Origin of the sequence: uncultured Victivallis sp. (genome assembly GCA_944389935.1) — a bacterium.
In the GTDB taxonomy this organism is placed as follows: domain Bacteria; phylum Verrucomicrobiota; class Lentisphaeria; order Victivallales; family Victivallaceae; genus Victivallis.
Window position 1 is genome coordinate 20,834 of sequence record CALXOE010000035.1, and the last position, 19,659, is coordinate 40,492.

The 19,659-nt window shown below is 61.8% G+C and carries 14 protein-coding genes; 11 read left to right on the forward strand and 3 right to left on the reverse strand.

Annotation, left to right across the window (positions count from 1 at the left end):
- The first annotated feature begins 11 nt into the window (after positions 1–11).
- The 7 genes from Q0J85_RS10815 (at position 12) to Q0J85_RS10845 (ending at position 7,670) form a co-directional block, all read left to right on the forward strand.
- Positions 12–794 carry an alpha/beta hydrolase gene (locus Q0J85_RS10815; protein WP_294481328.1) on the forward strand — a complete coding sequence of 261 codons (783 nt, stop codon included), beginning with the start codon at positions 12–14 and terminating at the stop codon, positions 792–794.
- Positions 791–1,714 carry a sulfite exporter TauE/SafE family protein gene (locus tag Q0J85_RS10820; RefSeq protein ID WP_294481329.1) on the forward strand — a complete coding sequence of 308 codons (924 nt, stop codon included), beginning with the start codon at positions 791–793 and terminating at the stop codon, positions 1,712–1,714. The genes Q0J85_RS10815 and Q0J85_RS10820 overlap by 4 nt, the downstream gene beginning before the upstream one ends.
- Positions 1,715–1,804: 90 nt before the next feature.
- Positions 1,805–2,080 (forward strand): hypothetical protein, encoded by a 276-nt coding sequence (locus Q0J85_RS10825; protein WP_294481330.1) that lies wholly within the window; start codon positions 1,805–1,807, stop codon positions 2,078–2,080.
- Positions 2,081–2,213: 133 nt separating this feature from the next.
- Positions 2,214–2,807, forward strand: a complete 594-nt coding sequence (locus Q0J85_RS10830) for a hypothetical protein (protein ID WP_294481333.1) — start codon at positions 2,214–2,216, stop codon at positions 2,805–2,807.
- Positions 2,800–4,179 carry a UDP-N-acetylmuramoyl-tripeptide--D-alanyl-D-alanine ligase gene (gene murF, locus Q0J85_RS10835; protein WP_294481334.1) on the forward strand — a complete coding sequence of 460 codons (1,380 nt, stop codon included), beginning with the start codon at positions 2,800–2,802 and terminating at the stop codon, positions 4,177–4,179. Before Q0J85_RS10830 ends, murF begins: the two co-directional genes overlap by 8 nt.
- A 22-nt stretch (positions 4,180–4,201) precedes the next feature.
- Positions 4,202–5,689: a UDP-N-acetylmuramoyl-L-alanyl-D-glutamate--2,6-diaminopimelate ligase gene (locus tag Q0J85_RS10840; RefSeq protein WP_294481335.1), complete on the forward strand. Its 1,488-nt coding sequence runs from the start codon at positions 4,202–4,204 to the stop codon at positions 5,687–5,689.
- Positions 5,690–5,792: 103 nt separating this feature from the next.
- Positions 5,793–7,670 carry a S9 family peptidase gene (locus tag Q0J85_RS10845; RefSeq protein ID WP_294481337.1) on the forward strand — a complete coding sequence of 626 codons (1,878 nt, stop codon included), beginning with the start codon at positions 5,793–5,795 and terminating at the stop codon, positions 7,668–7,670.
- Positions 7,671–7,731: 61 nt separating this feature from the next.
- On the opposite strand, the gene Q0J85_RS10850 is transcribed toward Q0J85_RS10845, so the two are convergent.
- Positions 7,732–8,649 carry a hypothetical protein gene (locus Q0J85_RS10850; RefSeq protein ID WP_294481340.1) on the reverse strand — a complete coding sequence of 306 codons (918 nt, stop codon included), beginning with the start codon at positions 8,647–8,649 and terminating at the stop codon, positions 7,732–7,734.
- Between the two features lie 167 nt (positions 8,650–8,816).
- On the opposite strand from Q0J85_RS10850, the gene Q0J85_RS10855 reads away from it, so the two are divergent.
- Positions 8,817–9,641 carry an FtsQ-type POTRA domain-containing protein gene (locus tag Q0J85_RS10855; protein ID WP_294481342.1) on the forward strand — a complete coding sequence of 275 codons (825 nt, stop codon included), beginning with the start codon at positions 8,817–8,819 and terminating at the stop codon, positions 9,639–9,641.
- An 84-nt stretch (positions 9,642–9,725) separates the two neighbouring features.
- Here the strand turns inward: Q0J85_RS10855 and Q0J85_RS10860 are convergent, their stop codons facing one another.
- On the reverse strand, positions 9,726–11,840 hold the full coding sequence (locus tag Q0J85_RS10860; RefSeq protein ID WP_294481344.1) for a carboxy terminal-processing peptidase: 2,115 nt from the start codon (positions 11,838–11,840) through the stop codon (positions 9,726–9,728).
- Positions 11,841–12,013: 173 nt separating this feature from the next.
- On the opposite strand from Q0J85_RS10860, the gene Q0J85_RS10865 reads away from it, so the two are divergent.
- From Q0J85_RS10865 to Q0J85_RS10875, 3 genes are all read left to right on the forward strand, one after another.
- The gene (locus Q0J85_RS10865) at positions 12,014–16,237 is read left to right on the forward strand and encodes an amylo-alpha-1,6-glucosidase (RefSeq protein ID WP_294481345.1); all 4,224 of its coding nucleotides are present in this window, start codon (positions 12,014–12,016) and stop codon (positions 16,235–16,237) included.
- Positions 16,234–17,757: an amidohydrolase family protein gene (locus tag Q0J85_RS10870; protein WP_294481347.1), complete on the forward strand. Its 1,524-nt coding sequence runs from the start codon at positions 16,234–16,236 to the stop codon at positions 17,755–17,757. Before Q0J85_RS10865 ends, Q0J85_RS10870 begins: the two co-directional genes overlap by 4 nt.
- Positions 17,758–17,827: 70 nt before the next feature.
- Complete coding sequence (locus Q0J85_RS10875) at positions 17,828–18,724, forward strand: AraC family transcriptional regulator (RefSeq protein WP_294481348.1); 897 nt, start codon at positions 17,828–17,830, stop codon at positions 18,722–18,724.
- Between the two features lie 49 nt (positions 18,725–18,773).
- Here the strand turns inward: Q0J85_RS10875 and Q0J85_RS10880 are convergent, their stop codons facing one another.
- Positions 18,774–19,451 (reverse strand): fructose-6-phosphate aldolase, encoded by a 678-nt coding sequence (locus Q0J85_RS10880; protein WP_367274638.1) that lies wholly within the window; start codon positions 19,449–19,451, stop codon positions 18,774–18,776.
- Positions 19,452–19,659 lie beyond the last annotated feature (208 nt).

Consider the following 19,659-nt stretch of genomic DNA (forward strand, 5'->3'; position numbering starts at 1 on the left):
GTTACGACCCCATGAAAAATGAGTGGAAAGATTTCCGGATTCCGAATGCGGCGGCTTACCGACCGGTCCGGCGGATCGATTTCGGCGGAAAAGGGTTCGAGGAACAGTCTCTGTATGTCAGCACTCCCGCCGGGGAAAGGCCCTGTCCGGCGGCGGTGTGGTTTCATGGCGGCGGACTCACATCCGGCGGGCAGGAGGTTCCGGACGCGCTTTACGACGGACAATTCGCCGTGATCGAGGCGCGCTACCGGCTCAGTCCGGCATATCCCGCGCCCGCCGCGCTGGAGGACGCCGCCGCCGCCGTCGCCTGGGCGATGATTCATTCGGAGGAGTTCGGGATCGACCGGTCGCGGATTTTCGTCGGCGGCATGTCGGCGGGGGCGTGGCTCGCGGCGATGGTCGGAATGGACGGCAGCTGGCTCGCCCGCCACGGCTTTGATCACCGGAAACTCGCGGGTGTGTTCCCGATCAGCGGACAGATGACGACTCATTTCCGTTTCAAAGAGGATCTGCACTATCCGCAGACGCAGTTCGAGCCGGTTATCGACCGGTATGCGCCGCTCGGACACCTCTCTGCAGATCTGCCGCCGATCCTGCTCGTGACCGGGGAGTCGGGGCTGGATATGCCGGGACGCCCCGAGGAAAACGCGCTCCTGGCGGCTTCACTGAAAGCGCTCGGGCACCGCTTTGTCCGCTGCGTCCATCTGGCGGGGTGCGACCACGGCGGAGCGCTCGACCACTGCGGGCCGGTCCTCGCGGAGTTTCTCGCCGAGGTTCTGGAGGGGAGACGATGAACTCTCTCTGGATTGCGGGGCCGCTCATCGGGTTCGTCGGCATGATGTCGGGGGGCTTCTGGGGCGTCGGCTGCGGCTGGATCGTCGTCCCGGCGATGCTGATCCTCGGCTTCGATCCGCTCGATGCGGTCGGGATCGGTTTGCTGCAGATGGTTCCGGCCACGATCCCGACTGTGATCCGGCAGTTCCCCGAAATCGGCTGGCGTCGGGGCGATCCGGGTCGGGTGCTGGTCCTGCCGCTGGCCGTCGGGGCGATCGGAGCTTCCCTGTTCGGGAAGATGTTCAACGAGAAGCTCTTTGAACTTTTCGGCGGACCGGAGATTCTGCAGTGGCTGCTGGCCGGGTTCATTCTGGTCATCGCCTTTCAGACGGCCTTTTCGCGCACCCGGGTGAACGCCGATGAGTTTCCGGCGTTTTCTTCCGCGAAACGGGCGGGCGTGTTCGGCACCGGTGTGGCGACCGGGGTGCTTTCGTCGATGCTCGGCGTCGGCGGCGGACTTCTGATGCGGCCGCTGCTGACCTCGGGATTCAAGGTTCCGGAGTATTACACGAGCCGGATCGTGCGGCTCATGGTGACTTTGACCACGCTCTCCGGGGGGATCACCTATCTGTTCCAGTCCGGCGCGGTGGCGTGGCAGGTGCTCTGGGGAGCGGTGCTGGTTTCCCTGGGAGGCTTCGCGGGGTTTCCGCTCGGGACGCGGATGCATACGATCGCTTTCAACGCCGGGTACGCTCAGCATATTCACAAGAGTTTTGCGATTCCGGCCGGGGCGATGTTCCTCAATACGATGCTGAATGTGACCGGTTGCCGCGAGGCGAGCCGGATCGCGATGGTGGTGATCGCGTTCGGCGTCGCGGCGGGACTTGCGCTTTTCACGCGGTACGCCGCGCGCCACCGGAAAGGCGAGACGGTTTCATGAGTGATTTCCCGGCTTTTCCGATTCCGGAACTTGAAAAAACATTCCGGCGGGTATATTCTTAACTCCGTGAATATTCAGGAGGCGCAATCGATGGGCTTGTTTAAATTCAGATGCGTGTTCTGCCGCCAGAAGATCGCGGCGGAAGAGGAGTGGATCGGGATGTTTGCGGAGTGTCCGAGCTGTCATCGCCGGATCGATATCCGCCGCGATGATGAGTTTCTCGATGAGATTCCGGAGCCGCCGGAATCCGAGGTTCCCGCGCCGGAGCCGGAGAAGCCTGCCGTGCCGGACGCCCCGGAACCGTTCCCGAAGCCGTTTCAGATCAATCTGCCGAAATGGGAGCTGCCGAAAGCGGAGAAACCGTGACGGCGGACGATTCCGGAGAGATTTTGCGATTTAATGCACCGTTCCGGCGGGCGGGGACTTGCGAAAATCGCCATTTGCGCATAGATTATACATGTGTCGCAAATTTCAACCTTAGTTTAGTGGAGTATCATTCATGCGCCGATTTTTGTTTGTTCTTGCCGCGCTCGCTGCCGTGTTTATCGCGGGAGGGTGCGCCGATCCCGAAGTGATGGCCGAGGTGCTTCAGCAGAAGCAGGATCAGAAGATCTATACCCGTTACAATCTGTGGTATCTGAACCCCGCCGAGATCAGCTGCCTGAACATTCAGCAGGGGAGTTTTCTGCCGCTCGGCAGCGAGATCGAACCGGTCGGGACTTCCTACAGCATGATAACCGGAAAGAGCACGCTCACGTTCCGCGACATGACGGGGCGGGAATACACGATCATTTTCGACCCGGGTTACCGGCTCTGTTCGCTGCGCGACTTCATTTCCGCGACGTTCACGACCGAGCCGCCGGAGGAGATGCTCAAGGGGATTCCGCAGCCGACGCTGGAGCGGATCAAGGCCGGGCAGGTGGTCGCCGGGATGGGACGGCGCGACGTGCTGCTCGCCTACGGACCGCCCCCGGCCGTCCGGACGCCGGATTTGCGCAACGAAACCTGGATGTACTGGCTGACCCCCTCCGAGACGGCTCGCGTGATCTTCCGCGGCGATACGGTACGCAACGTTCTCAATATCAATGAGTGATATGATTTCCGGCGGATTTTCGGCGAGGGAGGCCGCCGCGGCGACGGGCGGTCACTGGACGGCGGATCCCGGGGAGCTTTTTTTCCCGGGGGTGTTCACGGATACCCGGCAGGCGGGGGAGGGCAGGCTCTTCCTGGCGCTTGCGGGGGAGAAGTTCGATGCGCACGACTTTCTCGATGCGGCAATCGCGGCCGGTAGCGGCGCCCTCTGCGTTGCGGAGCGGAAACGGGAGAAAATTCCCGCGAATTGTCCGATTCCGGTGCTGCTTACGGAAGATCCTCTGCGCGCCTATCAGGCGCTCGCGCGGATGCACCGCATGCGGTTTCCCGCGCTCCGGCTTGCGGCGGTGACCGGCAGTGTCGGAAAAACCAGCGTCAAGGAGATGCTGCGCGCGATTTTTTCTGCCGCCGCCGGTGAGGAGAATGTGCTCTGCACGGCCGGAAATACGAACAATCAGGTCGGTGTTCCGCAGAATCTGCTCCGGCTCAACTCCGGGCATCGTTACGCCGTGATCGAAATGGGGACCAATCACCACGGGGAGATCGAGCCGCTGAGTCGCTGTGCGCTGCCGCAGGTGGCGCTGGTCAATTCGATCGCGCCGTGCCACCTGGAGTTTCTCGGAGATCTTGCGGGGGTCGCGCGGGAAAAAAGCCGGATCTTCTGCGGACTGCCGTCGGACGGTACGGCCGTGATTCCGACGGAATGCCCCGCATCGGAGGTGCTCGAAGAGGCGGCGAAACCGTACCGTGTACTCCATTTCGGGGAGGACGCGGGGGATGTGCGGGCCAGGTATCTGGGCGGAAAACTTGAAGGCAGTTCGTTTGAGCTGCAGTTTCCCGAAGGGGAGACGTTCCGTGTCGAGTGGCGGCTTGCGGGCCGCCATCAGGCGCGGAACGCCGCGGCGGCGTCTGCCGCGGCGCTGGCGGCGGGAGTCGAACCCGCGGTGATCGCCGCGGGGTTGACGCGGACGGTACTGCCCGGCATGCGCAGTCGCGTGACCCGGATCGACGGCGTGACCTACCTGAACGCTGCCGACCATCCGAGTCCGGGCCGTATGTGCGCGGCGTTCGATCACCTTGCGGAGTTTGCGGATCCCGCGTCGCTTCTGCTGCTGCTCGGGGAGATGCGCGAACTCGGGGCGGAGTCGGAACGGGAACACCGCCGGGTGTTTGAACTGGCCCGGAAGATGTTTCCCGGCGCGCGCATTGCGACGGTCGGCGCCGGATTCCGGGGAGCGGGATGCGAACGCCATTTTGAAACAGCATCGGAAGCGCGGAGTTTTATTGCCGAGGCGAAACCCGGCGACCTGGTATTCGTGAAAGGGTCGCGAGGTATCGCCGCGGAGGAGGCGCTGCCCGAAGCGGCGCGCTGATTCGGAAAGAGAGGGGAGTTGTATGATTCTGTCATTTGAAAAAGTGCTCGGCGAACTTTTGATTGCGCGGCGCGGCTTTCACGGGGATCAGGCGCGCGGCCGGGTGGTGAACGATTCCCGCCGGGTGCTGCCGGGGGATGTGTTCGTTGCGATTCCGGGGACGGTCAGCGACGGACACAACTACATTGACGCTGCGATCCGGTCGCGGGCGCAGGTGGTGATTCATCAGCATCCGCTCACGCACTACGATCCGGCGACGACCTATCTGATGGTGACGAACACGCGACTGGCCTATGCGCGCTGCTGCCGGGAATTCGCCGACTGCCCGGATGAGAATCTGCCGCTCTTCGGTGTGACCGGAACGAACGGCAAGACGACGACGGTCTATCTCATTGAACACCTGCTGCGGGAGGGAGGACGCTCCTGCGGGCTGGTTTCGACGGTCGAGACCCGCGACGGCAAAGTCGTCCGTCCGGCCGACTGCACGACGCCGGAGGCCGGGACGCTTTTTCCGCTGCTCGCGGAGATGCGTCGAAACCGGATGGCGGCCGCGGCGATGGAACTCTCGAGTCATGCGCTCGATCAGGGGCGGGTGGCCGGAGCGCGTTTCCGGGTGGCGATCTTCACGAATCTGACCGGGGATCATCTCGACTATCACCGCGATATGGAGCACTATTTTCAGGCGAAGCGGCGGCTTTTTACGGAACAGCTTTCCGCGAAGGGGGCGGCGGTCATCAATGTCGACGATCCCTACGGGGCCCGACTTGCCGATGAGATTTCCGGCGACAGGAAACTCATCACGTTCGGCGGGGTCGATTCTGATGCGAAGTGGCACATCCGGGATGTCGAGCTCTCTGCAGACGGGGTCAAATTCCGGCTTGAGGGGCGCCGTGCGGCGTTCGATGTGGCGTCGAACCTGATCGGGGAACACAATGTTTACAATCTGACCGGCGCGATTCTCGCCGTGCGCGAATTCGGGTTGAAACCGGAGGAGATCGACCGGGCTCTGGCCGTGCCGATTCTGGTCCCGGGGAGGCTTGAGCGGATCGACAGCGGCATGGGATTCCCCGTTTACGTCGACTACGCGCACTCCGACGATGCGTTGAGGCATGTTCTGGAGATTCTGCGGCGGATCACGGCAAAACGGGTGATCGTGGTGTTCGGCGCGGGAGGCGACCGTGACCGGTCGAAACGGCCGCGCATGGGGCGCGCCGCGGCGGAGATTGCAGACCGGATCGTTCTGACCAGCGACAATCCGCGCAGTGAGGACCCGGAGTCGATCATCCGTGAAATCGCCTCCGGCATTCCGGACAGCGTCGCTTACGAGACGGAGCCGGACCGCGGCCGGGCGATCCGCCGGGCGATTGCGCTGGCCGAGCCGGGCGATGTTGTGCTCGTGGCCGGGAAAGGGCATGAGAGCTATCAGGAGATCCGGGGCGTCCGGCATCCGTTCGACGACCGCAAGGCGGTGAAAACGATTCTGGCGGATCTCCGGGCAGCCTCGAAGTGAGGACTCCCCCTCCGGAAAAACGCGAAATTTTCCGCAGGAGCGTTGTATATTGCTTGATTTCCGCAGTCCGGAATTTATCTTGAATGAAAAGGAGATCTTCATCATGATTCGTCCGCCGGTTTACAGTGACATGCTCCAGAACTACTATGAAGAAAAATTCCGGCGGCTGCGCGCGGAACGGCAGGCGCGGCTGGCGGCTGTCACGACTCCGGAGGAGGCGCGAGATTATGTCGGATGGGCCCGCCGTACCGTGCGTGAGGCTTTTCAGCTGCCGGAGGAACGCACTCCCCTCCATGCGCGCGTGACCGCCATGGAGGAGGAAGATGGTGTTTTGACCGAAGCGATTCTCTTTGAGCCGCGCCCCTGTTATCTCGCTTCGGCGCTGCTGTATCGTCCGGCGGGGGAGGTGGCAAACGGGTCGCTCCCGGTGGTGCTGGGACTTTGCGGCCATTCGCAGAACGGGAAGAGCAGCGAAACGTACCGGACATTCGCACGGACGCTCGCGAAAATCGGTTTTCTCGTGCTGCTGGTCGATCCGGCGGGGCAGGGGGAACGGCTGCAGTTCGTTCGCACGGCGGGCGACCGTTTTTCCGACTGCTCTACGCATGAGCACAACCAGCTCGGGAAGATGCTCGGGCTTTTCGGCGACAACTTCGCGTACTGGCGCGCCTGGGACGCGATGCGCGCGCTCGACTATCTGCTCGCCCGGCCGGAGGCGGATGCGTCCAGGGTCGGCGTGACCGGAACCTCCGGCGGCGGCACGATGTCGACCTATCTCTGGGCGCTCGACGACCGGATTACGATGGCGGCGCCGGGCTGCTACATCACAAGTTTCTTCCACAACTTCGACAACGAGCTGCCGGTCGACGCCGAGCAGGCGATTCCGGGGCTGGCGGCCGCCGGATTTGAGATGGCGGACTTCCTCATTGCGCGTGCGCCGGAGCCGTGCCTGATTCTCGGACGCGGCAATGATTTCTTCGATCCGCGCGGCGGCCGGGAGGCGTTCGCACAGTGCCGGAACATCTATGATCTGCTCGGCGCCGGGGACAGCATCCGGTTTTTCGTCGAGGCGGGCGAACACGGTTACGGCCCCGGCAACCGGCGGGCGATGTACCGTTTCTTCGCCGCTTTGACGGGGTTGTGCGGGGAGGTCGAGGAACTTTCACCGGGAACGGATCTTCCTGCCTCGCCCGACGGACAGGTGAACTGGATTCCCGGCAGCCGGACGCTGCCGGAGTTTCTCGCCGGCAGGTGCGGCGAACCGGTGCCAGAGCCGATGGGCGTTCGCGACTTTCTCCGGAACGCGGGGATCGCTGCTCCGGAGTCGGCGCCGGATTACAAGGTGCTGCGAAACGGGCGGGCCGATTCCAAAATCATTTCGATTTTCGGGTTGCGCAGCGAACCGGGAATCCTCGCGTTTCTGCACTGGTATGACGGGCGCGAGTGGAACATTCTGCCGGAAGAGGAAAAGGCGACCTTGATCGTCGCCGCCCGGGACGGCGAGGAAGAACTGCTGGCTGCGCCCCGACCGGGAGACGGTTCGCGACTTTTCTCTCTCGACGTGCGCGGTTTCGGCAAGAGTTTTCCGCTCACGAGCGACCGGGACAGTGACTTCTTCTCGCCGTACGGGACGGAGTACTTCTATGATGCGACGGGGTTGATGATCGATTCACCGCTGTTTTTCGGCCGGGTTCGCGATGTGCTTGCGGCGCTCGCGTTCCTGCGGGCCGGCGGTTACCGCGAGATCCGTGTGGTCGGCCGCGGGGTTTCGCTGCTGGTGACGGCGTTCGCCTGCTGTGCGGCGCCGGAATTGTGGGATTCGCTGGTGCTGGAGGGGGCGCCTGCGTCCATGCGCGAACTGGTCCGGAAAGCGGTCTATCCGGAGCCGCAGTCCTATGCGCCGCGCGGAATGCTCCGTCATTTCGATCTGGCGGAACTCTACGCGGAGCTGGCGGTCGGCCATTCTCTGAAGCTCTCCTGAGCGTCGGAGCCGGTGGCGCTGCCCCCGCGAGGTCGGATTCCGCATCCGGGAGTCCTGGTTTTCAGCGGCGCCGCCGCAGGGAATCGATCAACGCCCCGAGCCAGCTTGCGCAGGCGATGACTCCGGCGGCGGTGAATTCCCGATAGATCGCCAGTTGCACTGCAGCCAGCCAGATTCCGAGGAGCGCGAGCGAAACGACAAGTTCGGCCGGGTCGATGAATCTGATGATTTTTCCGGCGAAAAACCAGAAATTCGCGAGCGGAATCAGACAGTACCAGGCCCTGCCTCCCGCGTCGGGCGGATTGCGCAGCCCGAGCCAGACGCCGCAGCCGTAGATGGCCAGAAACAGCACTCCGCCCGCCGCCGCCAGCGGCAGTGAGGCGAGCGCCGCCGCAAACCCGAGCGCCGTGAGCGCGATGAGTTCGGCCAGGATCAGCAGCAAATAGAGCTGTCCCGCCCCGAATGCGCTCCACCCCGCTCCGAACACGTAAACGAGGTGCAGCCCGGGCAGAATGTTCCACATCGAGGAATTCCACGGCGGCAGCAGCGGTTCGGCGGTTTTTTCCGGAGGCGGTTTCGCCGGCGAGCGGGGAGAGCGGTTTCGGGGGACTGCGGTTTTTTCCGCAGGAGGCTCCTCTTCGCGCTCTTTGCGCGGCGGAGCCGCGGCCGCTTCCGGGGTTGGAGCTGCGGAGTCTGCGGCGATTTTATCGAGTTCAAGGAGAATCTCCTCCGTGGCCTCCTCGAAGAGTTCAAGTTCATCCGGTCGGAGTGTCGTGCCGCTTTCGTGCGCGACGCGGTTGCGGATCGTGCCGACGAAATGGATGAGCTGCACGGCCTCTTCCGGCAGTGCCGAACCGAGGGAGTCGGCTTTTTCACGCAGTCCGGATCCGGAAGCGCCGCATTCGACGAGTCGGCTTTCGATTTTCCGGGCGGCGTCGATCACCCGCCCGGTTGTCAGGAGTTGTTCTTCGTGGTTCATGAGCGTCTGTATCCGATGATTCCGGGCGATAACATACTCCGCATGCGCTCTCTTGTCAAGAAGTTGACGAAAAAAGCCGGTAAAGTGTTGCGATTTCACTGGAACAGCGTTATATTACCGCTCGTGAACAATGGATTTTGCAGATCTGTATTGACCGGATGACCGTCATGGCGAAAAAGCCCCCGGAAAAACATAAGTTGCCCGCGAAGAATGCGGCGAATGTGCGCAGCGACAGCGACAAGCTGTTGCGGGCGCTGATTGTGCTGTTCATCCTGATGGGTACGGCGGCCGCGCTGGTTGCGGGGCTTGTGGTCCTGCGGCGCGTTCTCTTTACGTCGAATCCCCGCTTTCTGCTGCGCGAGGTTTCGGTGCAGTCGGAGGGATACTGGCGCGACCGCTCACCGGCGCTCGCGTCACGGCTCGGGATTCATCTGGGAGACAATCTCTTTTCGATCGATCCGGGCGAACTGCGCCGACGTCTGGCGGCGATTCCGAACGTGGAGCATTGCGAGGTGACGAGGATCCTGCCCGATACGCTGCACCTGCGGATTGTGGAGCGGATTCCCCGGGCGATTCTCTCGAATCCCGGCGGCCGGTTCGTCGTGGATGAGGAGGGCATCGTGATTCCGCGGCGGGAGTCGATGGCGGACAAACTGCCGCAGCTCCCGGTCATCTTCGGTTTCCGCAGCCAGATCATCGAGCCGGGGCAGAAACTCGATGAACTGGCCCCCGCGCTCGAGGTGATTATGCAGGCCGCATTGAATTTCCCCGACATCAGAATCATGGTGGTGGATATGCGGAATCCCGGCAAGACGGTTATTTCCATGCGTTTCCGCGATCAGAAAGTGTGCCGGGTCCTCATCCCGGCGAAAGACCGGGATGTGAATATGCTGCTGACCGCGCTTCAAAGCGCGATTCTCAAGGCCGAGCGCAGCGGCAACACACGCGGCATCTTCGATCTGTCGTTCGACCGCAACGTCATCATCCGCTGAAGTCGGCGGCAATAGAAAAACGGGAAAGAGCTCCGCGGATGGCGCAGACCGTTCTTTCCCGTTTCCGGCGTGGGCGCCGGCGCTTCAGAGTGTGGAAAAATCCGCGGCGATGTTCGCGGCTTCCCGAAGTACGAGATCGCTGTCTCCGGACTTCTTCTTCTCCCCGCCGGGCTGGTTTTCATAAAGCTTGTCGGCTTCGTCCTGAAGCTGTTTTTCCTCTCGGTACTCCCGCCAGCGGGCCTCCTCGTTCAGAGAGACGCTCTTGCGGTCCTTGTATTTGTTGTAGAGTTCCAGTTTCTTGCGAAATGCGGTGTACTCGGGATCTTTTTCGATGCGCGCCTGCGAGAGAGCTTTGAGTTTCTCCACCTTTTTTCCGAAATCAGGAACGAATGTCTTGACCCCGTCGGCCGGCTTGACAGAATCCCAGGGCAGGTGATTTTTCATGAACATCTCTCCAACCTCCATCTGGTCCGTCAGCGACGGAAGCACGATGTCCGAAGCGATGCCGAGCTGCTGAACGGAGCCGCCGGCGATCCGGAAGAACATCGCGGTCTCATAGGTCGCGGAACCGGCCTGGAACTCCTCGCCGATGTAACGCAGATAGCGATCGAGAGGCACCACGTCGAGGACGGTCCCCTTGCCGAAAGTCCGGCTGTCCCCGACGACAATGCCGCGCTCACAGTCGCGGATCGCGGCGGAGAAGATCTCCGCAGCCGAGGCCGAGAGTTTGCTCGTGAGCACCACGAGCGGCCCGGCATAGGTCTGTTCATTGTCCTCATCGGACTTGACGGCGATCCGCTGGTTGGCGGACCGGATCTGCACGACCGGGCCGGACGGAATGAAGAGTCCGGTCAGCGTGATCGCTTCCGGGAGACTGCCGCCGCCGTTGCGGCGCAGATCCATCACGACCGCGTCGACTTTCTCCTTCTTGAAGTTTTCGAGGATTTTCTTCACGTCACGGGTGCAGCTTTTGAAGTTCGGGTCGCCGCGCATGGCTGCGTCGAAATCCATGTAGAATCCGGGCAGGGTGATGATGCCGATCCGGCGCTCTTTCCCGTTTGCGGCCTTGACGGTGCGGATCTCGCCCTTTGCCTCGCTTTCGACGAGGACGATTTTATCGCGCGTCAGCGTGATCGTTTCGGGGACGGCACTGCGCCCCTTTTCCCCGGGGAGGATGGTGAGCGTGACTTTCGACTTCTCCGGGCCGCGGATGAGCTGTACGGCCTTGGAGAGCGGCATATCGACCACGTCGACCGGTTCGCCGTTCTCCTGGGCGACGGCGATGATGCGATCCTCCACTTTCAGCCGGCCGTCGAGGGCGGCGGGACCGCCCGGTGAGAGACCGACGATCTTGATGTAACCGCCGTCGCTCGTGAGCGTCGCGCCGATACCGGAGAGCGAAAGGTTCATCGACATCTCGAAGTCCTCCTCAAGTTTCGGCGCATAATAGTTCGAGTGGGGGCCGTAGACCTGAGCCAGAGAGTTCAAATAGATCCCGAGGATATCGACCTTGTCTTTCTGGATGATGTCGTTGTTGATGTCGCGCAGGCGGCTGAGCACCTTTTCTCCGGGATTCCGGATCTCCCATTTCGCGGCGGTTTCGAGCCGTTTTTTCTCTTCTTCGGTCAATTTCCCTTTGTTTTCGGCCCGTTCCTCTTCCTGAACGCGGTTCATCAGGCGGTAGGAGAGAACGTCGTTTTTGAGCCGCAGATACCAGAGTTTTTCAAGTTCGGCGCGATCTTTCGCGCGCGGCTCTTTGCTGCGGTCGGGGGTGAAACTCTCGTCAAGGGTGAAGTCGAACGGTTCCCTGAGCCGTTTTTCCGCAAAAGCGCGGAATTCGTTGACCCGCTTGCGGAACACGTCGTAGACCTTGAATGCGAAAGAACTGTCGCCGTTTTCAAGACGGCGGCAGAGCGTATCGCGATCTTTGGCAAATTCCGCGACATCCTCCTGGGTGAAATAGACTTTCCCCGGGTCGAGTTCGTCGAGGTATTCGTCGAACAGCTGCCGGGAGAGATTCACGTCAAGCTCCTGTTGACGGTAATGGTTTTTCGAGAGCAGCCGCGCGGTGATTCTCGTGATCAGCGCAAGCTCTTTATCTCCGTACTCCGCCGCGGTCCGGGAGGGCGCTGCGGCGAAGCCGGGAAACATGCCGGCCAGCAGCACGGCAAAAACAACGGAACGAAATATCTTCCTCATTATATGAATGACTCCTGCTCTTTTACAATGAATGATGAAATTAAGATAACACGTTTGGTCGGAAAATAAAGGCTGTAAAGGAGACAAGTTGCTTTTTTTTTCATATTTTCAGGTTATATTATGTGTACAGAAGTGATTTGGGTTTAATTCCAATGTGTTCAGGAATCAGGATCATGAAGCAGAGCATCCGCCCGGAGCGGGCTATTTTTTATGCGGGCGATACGGTCACTTTCATCCTCTGCGGACTCAAAGGCCGGGCCGGACGTGCGGTTTTGCGCACGACCATCGGGCGGGCCGCCGTCCGCCGGCGCGAACTCATCGAATTCAACGAAAAAGGGAGCGCCCTGCTCGGCATGGAGTGGCACGATATCGAGATGGACGCGGCGGGAGACGGGGTGTTTTCCCTGACGCTGCCGCTGGTCGAAGTCGGTGTGTTCGAGGCGAAATGCTGTTTCGTCCCGGCGGGCAGGACGGCCATCGAGTGGCCTCCGGGGGAGAATTTCCGGATCAAGGTCGAGCCGGCCGCCGCAATCTGCGGGAACACGATGTATTCGGCGTTCGTGCGGCAGTTCGGCGGAAACTGCAACCGGAAGATTTCCGCCCCGCTGCCGGAGACGGTCAAGGCGCTCGACGAGGCGGGCTACACGGTCATTCCGCCCTCCGGGACGTTCCGGAGTCTCGCGGCACATCTCGATCATATTTTCGACCATCTCGGCTGCCGGATTCTGCAGCTCCTGCCGATCCATCCGATGCCGACGCAGTACGGACGCATGGGGCGGTTCGGCAGTCCGTTTGCCGCGCTGGACTATTTCAGCGTCGATCCGGCGCTGGCGGAATTCGACCCGAAGTCGACGCCGATGGAGCAGTTCGACGAGCTGGTCGATCAGGTCCACGCGCGGGGCGGCCGCATTTTCATGGATATCCCTGTGAACCATACCGGCTGGGCCTCCAAACTGCAGATGGAGCATCCGGACTACTTTGAGCGAGAAGCGGACGGTACGTTCACAAGTCCCGGCGCCTGGGGCGTTGTCTGGTCCGATTTGTGCAAATTGAATTATCGGGACCCGAAAGTGCACCGGCTTATGGCGAAAGTCTTTCTCTTCTGGTGCCGCCGCCGGGTCGACGGTTTCCGCTGCGACGCGGGCTACATGCTCCCGGTCGAGGCGTGGGAGTACATCATTCCGAAAGTCCGCAGCGAATTCCCTGACACGGTGTTTCTGCTCGAGGGACTCGGCGGGCCGCTGCCGGTCCAGGAGGAGCTGCTCGGCAGGATCGGATTGAACTGGGGGTACTCCGAGCTGTTTCAGAATTACACGCGCGACGAGATCTCCCGCTATTTCCCCTATGTCGACCGCTGCAGCCGCAGTTGCGGAACGCTCGTGAACTTCGCCGAGACGCACGACAACGCCCGGCTGGCGGCTTCCGGGCAGCGATATGCCCGACTCCGTTTTCTGGTCGCGGCGATGCTGGCGGAGGACGGGGCGTTCGGGTTCGCGAACGGAGCGGAGTTCTTCGCCACCGAAAAGATCGACGTTCACGGCGATTCGGCGCTGAATTTCGGCGCCGAGCCGAATCTTGTCGATTTGATCCGCAAACTCAACACGCTTCTGGCGGACCATCCGGCATTTCAGGCACATGCCCGGGTCGAACTTGTGCAGGAGGGACCGGGCAATGTGCTGGCGGTGCTGCGCACGGCGCCGGACGGGAATACGATCCTCGCGCTGTTGAATCTCGATTGTGAAAACCGGGCCGTGGTCAGCTGGAAGAGCGGGCTCACCGCCGGGGAGGGCGTCGATCTCCTTTCGGAGCGGGCCGTGCATTTCGGGCACAATGCCGGATTGAGCACGTTTGAGCTGGACCCGGCGGAGGGACTCTGCATCGGATTCGATCATTACCGGATTTCCGGCCGCTCGGGCCGGATCGAACCGGAACGGTCGAGACTTCAGCGGGCTGAAGCGATGGCGATGTCCATTCAGATTGCGCTCGGAGGAATCAAGGCCGGCAAAGCCGGTTCCGGGCACAGTATGCTGCATGAGCCGGAGGCGTTCTGCGCGGCAGCGGCCGAACGTCTGCTGCCGCCGGTGACGCATTACCGGATCAACAGCGACGCCCGGCGGCATGTCATGATTCCGCCGGGAGACATTCTGCTCATTGAGGGGGAACATCGATTCCGCATGGCGATCTTCAACGGACGCGAGGCGGTGTTTGTCTCGAACAGCCTCGAAGCGGAGGACGGCCGGCACATCGTGCTTGCGCCGCTGCCGGAAAATCCGGAATCCTGCGGGCGGGAACTCTCGATCCATGTCTGCTGCTTCGACGGCGGCGGGAGCGGGGCGCACCGTTCATGCGGGCATCTGCTGCAGTTGCCGCGAAACGACCGGAGGAGATTTCGCATGACGAGCACGGCCGGGGAGATCCGGGCGGGAGAATTGCTCGCATTTTCGGCGAACGATCTCGGCGGATCGAGTCTCTTCCGGGCGGCATGGGGTGAGCTCGGAAGCAAATATGAAGCGATTCTCGCGGCGAATGTAAACCCCGATTATCCGGTGGACCGCCATGTCATGTTCACGCGGTTGCGCGGCTGGGTGCAGGTCAACGGCTATTCGCATGCACTCGATGCGCGTTCAATCGAGTCGTTTTCGGCGACGGCGGAGAACCGCTGCTGCTGGCGATTTCTCGTTCCGGCCGGGCAGGGATGCCGGGTGCGGATCGAGATCGGGTTTCAGGGGGCCTTGCACGGCGATGCCGTGCGTTTCCATTTCCGCCGTCCGCCGGTTCACGACGGCGGGGAGGAGGACGGTCATCTGCTCGATGACGAGACTCCGGTGCGTTTGATCCTGCGCCCCGATCTCGAGGACCGGGTGAATCACGGAATCACGAAAGCGTATACGGGACCTGAGAAACGATTTCCCGAGTCGGTGCGCGAGACCGCGGACGGATTTGAGTTCGCCCCCTCCGACTGCACGCTGGAGATCCGGCTCGAGAACGGCCTGTTTCACCGCGAACCGGAGTGGCATTATCTCGTCGATCTCCCCGCCGAGCGGTATTACGGGCTCGAGGACAAAACCGATCTCTTCAGTCCTGGCTACATTGAAATGCTGCTCCCCGGCGGTGGCGAAACGGGTTTGTATGCGGAAGTCCGCAGGAACAATACGGCTCCGGATGCGGTGAAATTCGCCGCATGCGGGGAGACGTTCCCGCCGGATTCGGTCGATCCCGGTGAGCTGTTCGAGCCGGTGATGCGCCGTTTCATCGTCAAACGCGAACTTGAGAACACGATCATCGCCGGGTATCCGTGGTTTCTCGACTGGGGGCGTGATACGCTCATTGCGCTGCGCGGTCTTGTCGAGGGGGCGTTTGAACGGGAGGCCGCCGCGATCATCCGGCAGTTTGCTCTTTTTGAACGGAACGGAACGATTCCGAACATGATCCGGGGAGTGGACGACGGAAACCGTGATACGAGCGATGCTCCGCTCTATTTGATTGTCGCGACCCGAGATTATGTCGATTGCCATTCTGAAGCGATTCTCAGAACGAAATGCGGACAGCGGACACTTGAAGAGGTTCTGCGGTCGATCGTCGACCATTACCGGAGAGGAACGCCGAACGGCATCGGAATGGATGAGGAGTCGGGGCTTATTTTCAGCCCTGCGCATTTCACGTGGATGGACACGAACTTTCCGGCCGGAACGCCGCGCGAGGGGTATCCGATCGAGATTCAGGCGCTCTGGTACGCTTCGCTCGCATTTCTCGGGCGGCATGATGCGGAGTATGCACATCTGGCCGAACGGGTGCGAAACAGCATCGAAGAACTCTTTTTCCGCTCCGCTAACGGGCCGCTCTTCTGCAGCGACTGTCTGCATGCGGGGCGTGGCGTACCGGCCCGGGAGGCGGTGCCGGACGATCATAACCGCCCGAATCAGCTCCTCGCGGTCACGCTCGGAGCGGTGCGGGATCCGGAGAAGCAGCGGGGCATTCTCGCCGCAGCGGAGGAGCTGCTCGTCCCGGGCGGGATCCGTTCGCTGGCGGACCGCCCGGTCGCCTGGAAACTTCCCATCGAACGCGACGGCCGGCTGCTGAACGATCCGGCGCGGCCGTACCAGGGATATTACCGCGGTCCGGAGGATACTGCGCGCAAAGTGTCGTACCACAACGGCACGGTCTGGTGCTGGCCGTTCCCCGCCTACTGCGAAGCGCTCTATCTGCTGGGCGGAGAGCCGGAACGGGAGCGGGCGCTTTCGCTGCTGCTGTCCGTGGCACACTACTTCGAGAGCGGGATTCCGGGGCAGTTGCCTGAGGTTGCCGACGGCGACTATCCGCACCGGCCCGGAGGATGTCCGGCGCAGGCGTGGAGCGCGTCGGAATTCTTCCGCGTATACCGGATGCTGGACCGATGAGGACGCTGTTCCGGAACTTGTGGCTGGCGGACGGAAGCGGTTCTCCGCTGCGCCGTTCGGCGGTGCTGGTCGACGGGGAGCGGATTCTCGCGGTCGAGCCGGAGATCACGGCATCTGCCGCAGACCGCACGGTTGAGTTGCGCGGGCGCATTTTATCGCCGGGATTCATCGACGTTCACGGCCACTCGGATCTCGCGCTCGCGGCGCGTCCGGAGGGGTTCGGCAAGATCTCGCAGGGGATCAGCTGCGAGATCATGGGCAACTGCGGGCTGTCGGCTTTTCCGCTCTCGCCGGAAAACCGCGAACACCTCGGTGAGCTCTGGGCGCAGTACGAAACAGCGCTCGACTGGGAGGATTTTTCCGGGTGGCGCGCGGCGCTGCGGAGTCGCGGCGTGCGTCTCCGGCCCGAGGCTCTGGTCGGACACAACACGCTGCGGGCGGCGGTCGCCGGATATGCGGATGAGACGCTTTCGCCCGGGCAGCTCGAAGAGATGAAGCGGCTGCTTGCCCGGGAACTCGCTGCCGGTGCGCTGGGGCTCTCGACCGGATTGCTCTACGTCCCCGGCAAGTTCGCTCCCCCCGGTGAAATCGAGGAACTCATGCGTGTCGTCGCCGCGCACGATAAGATCTACGCCACGCATCTGCGCAGCGAGGGGAACGAACTCTTCGAGTCACTCGACGAGACGATCGAGTGCGCGCGGCGGGCGGGGTTGAAAAAACTGCACATCAGCCACTTCAAGACTGCCGGCCGGGCGAACTGGGGCAAGCTCGACGGTGCGCTCGAACGGCTCGAGTCGGCCCGTGCGGCGGGAATCCGGGTGACGGTCGACCGCTATCCGTGGACGGAGTCAATGACGCAGCTGAGCGTGATTCTGCCGGGGAAGGCGGGGGACCTCGACGATTCATCGCTCTCGCGGCTGCTGGCGAATGCGGAAGAGCGGCTGCGCATTGCCGCGGCGCTTGCGGCGTCCCGTTCCGCTGATTACTGGGAGGGCGTGACGCTCGTTTCGACGCGGAGTGCAAAATTCCGGGGCGACGGCGGCCGGACCATCGCCGCTCTGGCCGAACGCGAACAGATCACGCCTGCCGGGCTGGTTGTGGAGCTGCTCGCGGAAGATGCCGCCGGGACGACGGCGGCTTTCCGCGGCATGTCGGAGGAGAATCTGCGCCGGATTCTCGCGCTGCCGTTCTGCATGATGGGGAGCGACGAGAGTGCGCGCCCGGCGGACGACTCGATCGGGCGCAGCCATCCGCGCGGGTTCGGCAGTGCAGCGCGTTTTCTGCGGCGGCTTCTCGATGCGGGTTCCCCGATCGAGTCCGCCGTGTACCGGATGACGGGGCTTGCCGCCGGGACGTTTGAACTTTCCGGAATCGGGCGCATCGAGCCGGGGAAAGCCGCCGACTTCACGGCATTCGATCCGGATGTGGTCGATGCTGCCGCGGATTTTGCGAATCCGCATACGCCCGCGGCCGGAATTCTCTTCACCATGTCGGGCGGGGAGTTCGTGTACCGCCCTTGAGAGGGACGGGGTTGACCCGAAACACAATTCGGAAAACATGACGGCGAGCGGGAGGGAGGCGGAACGGATCATGAAACACTCTTCGGCGAAAACGGCGGCGGTCTATCACCGGATCAGCTTTTTTTCGGACGAATTTCCGTTCAGCATCCAGCGGGAGTTCGATCATCCCGCCGACTTCAACGAATCGAAGCGGTTTCGGCGGGAGTTCTGGAAGATCGTCTATGTGGTGGGAGGCCGCGGCGAGGAGATCGTGAACGATGAGCGTTATCCGCTCAGCCCCGGAACGGTCTTTCTCGTGCATCCCGATGATGCAACCACTTTCCGCATCGAGAGCGACGCGCTCGAGATCTACAATATCCTTTTCATGCCGGAACTTCTGGGCGACGGGCTGCGCGAACTGCAGGATGACTTCGATTTTTTCTCCATCATGCGCCGGGACGGCCGGAAAACCGGCGGCGAGTCGAGTCTCTACGTCACGCAGAGCGATCCGGAGATCCGGCGCATCGTCCGCACGCTCGAGCGTGAGTTCGACCGCATGCCGTTGAACTATCGTTCCCGCATCCGTTTCCTCCTGCTCGAACTCCTGATTCTTCTCGCCCGCAAGGCGGGAAAGCAGCTCCGGAATCGCGGAGCGGAAGCCATCTGCGCCTACATCGATCATCTGATTGCCCACCATTTCCGTGAAGCGTTCAGACTCGACTTTCTCGCCGCTCAAACCGGTATTGACAAAAGCCGTCTCTGCCGCATTTACCGTGCCGGTTCCGGCATGACCATCATGGACGCATTGCGTCTGCGTCGCCTGACGGAAGCGGCGGAACTTCTGATCGCCACGAACAAAACCGTCTCCGAGATCTGTTTCGTGGCCGGATTCCACGACCTCAGTTACTTCTACCGCGCCTTTTCCGCCCGTTTCGGCGTCAATCCCGGCGATTACCGGCGGAGATTTTCCGATTCCGCCCCGGTGTGACGGGGGCAGGGGAGGGGGAGAGTTTCCCCCGCAACCCCATTCCCCCATTTCAGTCGAGGTTGTAGATCCGTTTTCCCTGGCCGTAGACGCCGGCCCAGTCGCGGTTGAACTGTTCGATGCTCATATCGGTGAGCGGGTGTTCGGCGAGATGCCAGAGAATGTCCGGGCTGATGGTGATCGCCTGGCATCCGGCGAGGGAGACGTCGTTGACCTGCTGCACATTCTTGAATGATGCGGCCAGCACCCGCGTTGACATGTTGTGAATCTTGAAAAGCGTCGTGATCATCTGCACGACGGTGACGCCCATCCCGCTGATATTGTCGATCCGGTTCAGGTACGGAGCGGTGAAATCGACGCCGGCCTGAGCAGCGAGCAGCGCCTGTCCCGGCGTATAAATCGCAGTGGCGGTGACTTTCATCCCCATTTGTTTGAGTTTGGGCATCGCCTTATATCCGGCGGTGGAGACGGGCACTTTGATATAGAGGTTTCCGCCGATTTTCTCCTGCAGAGTTTCGGCGTCGCGGATGATCTCCTCGCAGGTTTCTCCGATCACCTGGGCATGGAGCATCTTGTCACCGATAACGGCGCGGATCTCTTTCAGAATCGTGAAGAAATCACGTTTTTCCTGGGCGATGATGGAGGGGTTGGTCGTGACTCCGGCGAGCGGAAATACTTCTGCGGCCTTTTCGATTTCCTTGACATTGGCGGTATCGAGCAGATAAAGCATTTGATTCCTCATATCAGTTCTGTGCCGGGATGGCCTGCCGTCGGAGCGGGCTCCGGCTGTTTTTATGAAGTACATAATATACATGACCTTGTCTTGTTTTGCAAGACAATTCGTCCGGAGGAGGAAACGGTGTAAGCGCCCAGCGAGCCCCATGGAGGGATCAAGGGGAGATTTTTTGAAGGGGAAATTGCCAAAAGATGAATGCCGT

Bases quoted from the DNA above. Each gene is read 5' to 3' on its own strand.
- Q0J85_RS10815 (WP_294481328.1), top strand. From the start codon at position 12: ATGAAAAATGAGTGGAAAGATTTCCGGATTCCGAATGCGGCGGCTTAC.
- Q0J85_RS10820 (WP_294481329.1), top strand. From the start codon at position 791: ATGAACTCTCTCTGGATTGCGGGGCCGCTCATCGGGTTCGTCGGCATG.
- Q0J85_RS10825 (WP_294481330.1), top strand. From the start codon at position 1,805: ATGGGCTTGTTTAAATTCAGATGCGTGTTCTGCCGCCAGAAGATCGCG.
- Q0J85_RS10830 (WP_294481333.1), top strand. From the start codon at position 2,214: ATGCGCCGATTTTTGTTTGTTCTTGCCGCGCTCGCTGCCGTGTTTATC.
- murF (WP_294481334.1), top strand. From the start codon at position 2,800: ATGAGTGATATGATTTCCGGCGGATTTTCGGCGAGGGAGGCCGCCGCG.
- Q0J85_RS10840 (WP_294481335.1), top strand. From the start codon at position 4,202: ATGATTCTGTCATTTGAAAAAGTGCTCGGCGAACTTTTGATTGCGCGG.
- Q0J85_RS10845 (WP_294481337.1), top strand. From the start codon at position 5,793: ATGATTCGTCCGCCGGTTTACAGTGACATGCTCCAGAACTACTATGAA.
- Q0J85_RS10850 (WP_294481340.1), bottom strand. From the start codon at position 8,649: ATGAACCACGAAGAACAACTCCTGACAACCGGGCGGGTGATCGACGCC.
- Q0J85_RS10855 (WP_294481342.1), top strand. From the start codon at position 8,817: ATGGCGAAAAAGCCCCCGGAAAAACATAAGTTGCCCGCGAAGAATGCG.
- Q0J85_RS10860 (WP_294481344.1), bottom strand. From the start codon at position 11,840: ATGAGGAAGATATTTCGTTCCGTTGTTTTTGCCGTGCTGCTGGCCGGC.
- Q0J85_RS10865 (WP_294481345.1), top strand. From the start codon at position 12,014: ATGAAGCAGAGCATCCGCCCGGAGCGGGCTATTTTTTATGCGGGCGAT.
- Q0J85_RS10870 (WP_294481347.1), top strand. From the start codon at position 16,234: ATGAGGACGCTGTTCCGGAACTTGTGGCTGGCGGACGGAAGCGGTTCT.
- Q0J85_RS10875 (WP_294481348.1), top strand. From the start codon at position 17,828: ATGAAACACTCTTCGGCGAAAACGGCGGCGGTCTATCACCGGATCAGC.
- Q0J85_RS10880 (WP_367274638.1), bottom strand. From the start codon at position 19,451: ATGCTTTATCTGCTCGATACCGCCAATGTCAAGGAAATCGAAAAGGCC.